Annotated in this window: 3 protein-coding genes; 2 read left to right on the top strand and 1 reads right to left on the bottom strand. The window is 40.0% G+C overall.

Features of this window, described 5'->3' with window-relative positions:
• The coding region (locus tag RAO94_09455) for a hypothetical protein (protein MDP8322561.1) at positions 1–192 on the top strand (192 nt) is incomplete at its 5' end.
• 10 nt (positions 193–202) lie between these two features.
• Here RAO94_09455 and RAO94_09460 read toward each other — a convergent pair.
• Positions 203–3,160 (bottom strand): glutamate mutase L, encoded by a 2,958-nt coding sequence (locus RAO94_09460; GenBank protein MDP8322562.1) that lies wholly within the window; start codon positions 3,158–3,160, stop codon positions 203–205.
• 115 nt (positions 3,161–3,275) lie between these two features.
• Here RAO94_09460 and RAO94_09465 point away from each other — a divergent pair.
• Positions 3,276–3,571 (top strand): hypothetical protein (locus RAO94_09465; protein ID MDP8322563.1); only part of this gene is annotated, 296 nt, incomplete at its 3' end.

The raw sequence follows: 3,571 nt of genomic DNA on the forward strand, positions 1-3,571 counted from the left end.
AATATTATCACTATCAAGGCTATTACCAGCCAGAGTCTTTTGCGTTTTTTCATATCAGGCAAAGAGAAATATATCTTTGAACTGGGCAATGTTTTTTTTACCGATATAACTAATAAACAATATAAATATCTTTTCCATATCGGTCAACCTTGCGAAGGTGTAAACCCCATTCGCAAGGTTTTAGACAGGTAATATATTTAGCTTACTGGATGATGATCTGGGGTCTGATAACTCCTGCGCGGATTTGGGTGTGCCCATCTATGAAGATATGGGAACCGATTTTCTGCTGGAAGAACTGGCAATATTCTTCCGGCAGCGTGAAATTACCAAATCCCTGGGTGATCACGATTGGAAAGGGGATATGTTCATTTCCTGTGAGAGCCACTCCAATATCTTCACCCGTAAATGCAGTAAGTTGTCGGTAATGAATAGAAGGAGCAATCAAGCCTTTATAACCTAATTCAGCGATTTTCTTTAAGCCTTCCAGATCAATCTGTTCCTGGATTACCAAAATCGTATTTCCCTCAGGCTCTTTTACCTGGCTGATATTTTCATAATACTGCAATGTGCCCATCGCCTGTGAGCCGAAACCCACTATACCCTGGATTTTATATCCAGAATACTTGATATCTACTTCTCTCTCAGGCAGGATATTACTAATTTCCCCGGTTACGCCGGCATAATGCCGGAGTGGGGTTTTAGTGTAATGAATGGTAATTGTACCTTTTTTTAGATCAATATTAGTGACAGAGCCTGTTGCAGGGGCTAAAATGGAATTATAAGTACCAGAATCCGCCCGTCTATCAACCGGGTCAGCCATTTTATCTGCACTCATCTTATCCGCCATCATAGTTTGAGTTTTATTTGCCCGATCAATTCTGCAGGCAGCTAGCAGATCACCCGTATAGACAAAATCACCTTCACGAATTTTCAGATAACCCTTTACGTGTTTAGGTTTGATACCTAAGCGATCAGAGATTTTAACTTTAACAGGTTTTTCTGAATAATCTTGAACTTCGTGCAGAATAAGCGTGCCGGATTCAAAATTAATATTTTCAATTACACCACGCACAGGAGACACAAAATGATCCGCATAGCCATACATCTGCTCTTTCACAGAAAGTTTGCTACGCTGAACTATCTTCTGCCCTATTTTGATAATATCACCAACCTTCACCAATAAACTTTCTTTGAAGTTCTCAATTGTTAATCCCTGCATTTTCTCAAAGAGGGTAATAATGTATAAGCGGGGTGGATCACTGAGATTTTCTGCCAAGACATTATCAGGATTTACCTGATCATGAGTTTCTACTAATATATCACCCAGATATGGCAGCTTCACTTTTCTGATGAAATCTCCCTGCTCAATGGGATGTAAGATTTCCTGAAGCGGAAAAACTTCACTTAGCAAAGCATGATCTTCTGAAAATTCATATTGGTTACTAATGACATCGAGATCATTTTCACAATTTGGGAAAGTGGCATCAATATACACAGGTAAGGTAGAATCAAAATAAAACACACTTCCATCATCATTAAGTATATAGCCCTTATTCATGGTAATCTCGATCCTTTGACTATCTGCAGCAGCGGGGATAAAATACCTTTTCCCGGAAATCACTTCCAGTTGCTTGTCTGCATATTTGATAGTCATCACATGTTTATCTTTTTTCCATTTATAAGTTTGAGGTCTGATGTGCCAGCCTAATTTTTGCAGGCAACTATCTAAAAGGAGACTGGCAGCAGCATTCTGATCTATTTGGGCAAGTTTACCCAGATGAGGAGAGATGAATTCTCGATCGCGATAGATCAATGTGAGTCCTTGAGTTTGCAAGCCATCACTGATCAACATCAGAGCCTGGTTCTCATTTTGGGTATGTGAGATCACACCCCCGGCACCGATAGCAAATTTATAATCATGCAGGAAGAATTTCTCCTTTTTCTGTTCATCCACGAAGTAAAATTTAGACACCATATTCTCAATTTCTTTGTGATTGGTCATGCGGTCAAGGTAGCCCATTCTGGCAGTATTGAAGTTCATTTCCAGATGCTGCTCTCTTGCCAGGAAGAGTGCTGCGCGAGCCAGAATGTGCTCAATATAGAGCATACTGGTATCCTGAGGATTGCAGGTGGGATAGAGCATTTTATCCGCAATATAATCTGAGATAAAATCAAGCTCGGTATCTGAATTAAAATACTCGGTAATAAATGATAAGCCAGCATCCTTAAGCACGTTTGCAATGCTGTAGCTCATGCCATAATTAGCTGAGACAGTACGATAGAATTTTCCTTTAAGGTTGGAAAATACATCAGTAGTAGCACCGCCAATATCAACCATGATCACATCACCATCGAGATTCTTGTGCAGCAGTTCGATAGCATTTAATACAGCCTTGGGAGTGGGAATTATATCATCATCAACCTTTTCCACTACTTTGGCATATCCCGGAGCCTGTTCCATTACATAGTTCATAAATAAATGATGGATCAGGTCACGGGCAGGTCCATGATTTTCGGTCTTTAGATCCGGTCTCACATTATCCACCAGATGCAGAGTGAAGCGTTTTGCCAAAATCCCGCTAATTAGTTTTCTGGCTTCAATATTACCTGCAAAGATCAGTGGAATAGGGTCGTCTGTAAATTTTGCCTGAGGATTTGCGAACTGGATAAGTTCTGCCAGACGGAGCACGGGAGCAACTGCTCCACCATCAGTTCCGCCAGTCATTAGAATAATATCAGGATGCAGTATTGCCATTGCTTTCATCTGCTGGACTGCAGAGCGCTTATCATTTACGGCAAAGGTATCCAGGATCACAGCTCCAGCGCCGAAAGCGCATCGCTTGGCACTGGCAGCACTATCAAAGGTGGTAAGTCCAATAACCAGTATCTGCAAGCCACCACCAGCACTACTGGTGCAGAGATAGGTGATGCCGGGAACCAGAAAATCACTTTCATTTTCTGCCAGCAAGGTAATGCCGGTATTTTGCTCCAGTAATTTAACAGCCTTAATAATACCAATATTCACATCTTCCTGCGGTTTTTCCACACTTGTGGGAGAGTGAACTAATCCCAATTCAGAGTATTTCCCATTTGCTTTCTTCAATAAAAGTGCTTTGGTGGTTGTGCTGCCTATATCAGTAATTAAGATCAAATTATTCATGATTTCCTCCGTCAAGAATCTATCCTGCAATTATCAATAATACTAATATCAGTCAATTAATTATTTTTTTCTTGCAATAAATCAGGGGATATGCAAAATAATTTTGGAGGCGTACATGAGATTCTGGTTGGCTTTATTTATAGTACTATTACTGGTACTGGATGTGATGTGGATGCTGGATGGTTTTCTTAATGTGCAGTATAGTGATATACTCAATAATGATTCATATATAAATCAATCTACCTCATTTGCTTATAAAATATTTTCTGATAAACCGATGATCAGTTTATATTACCGGGTGGTTATTTCACTATTGATATTGATCAGTATGATATTGGGGGTCATGTTTCTAAACCGGCTCTCGCATTACAAGCACCTGCTAAATGCGAGTGATCTTAAATACCGTTCATT

The sequence above is a fragment of the Candidatus Stygibacter australis genome, from assembly GCA_030765845.1.
GTDB classification, from domain to species: domain Bacteria; phylum Cloacimonadota; class Cloacimonadia; order Cloacimonadales; family TCS61; genus Stygibacter; species Stygibacter australis.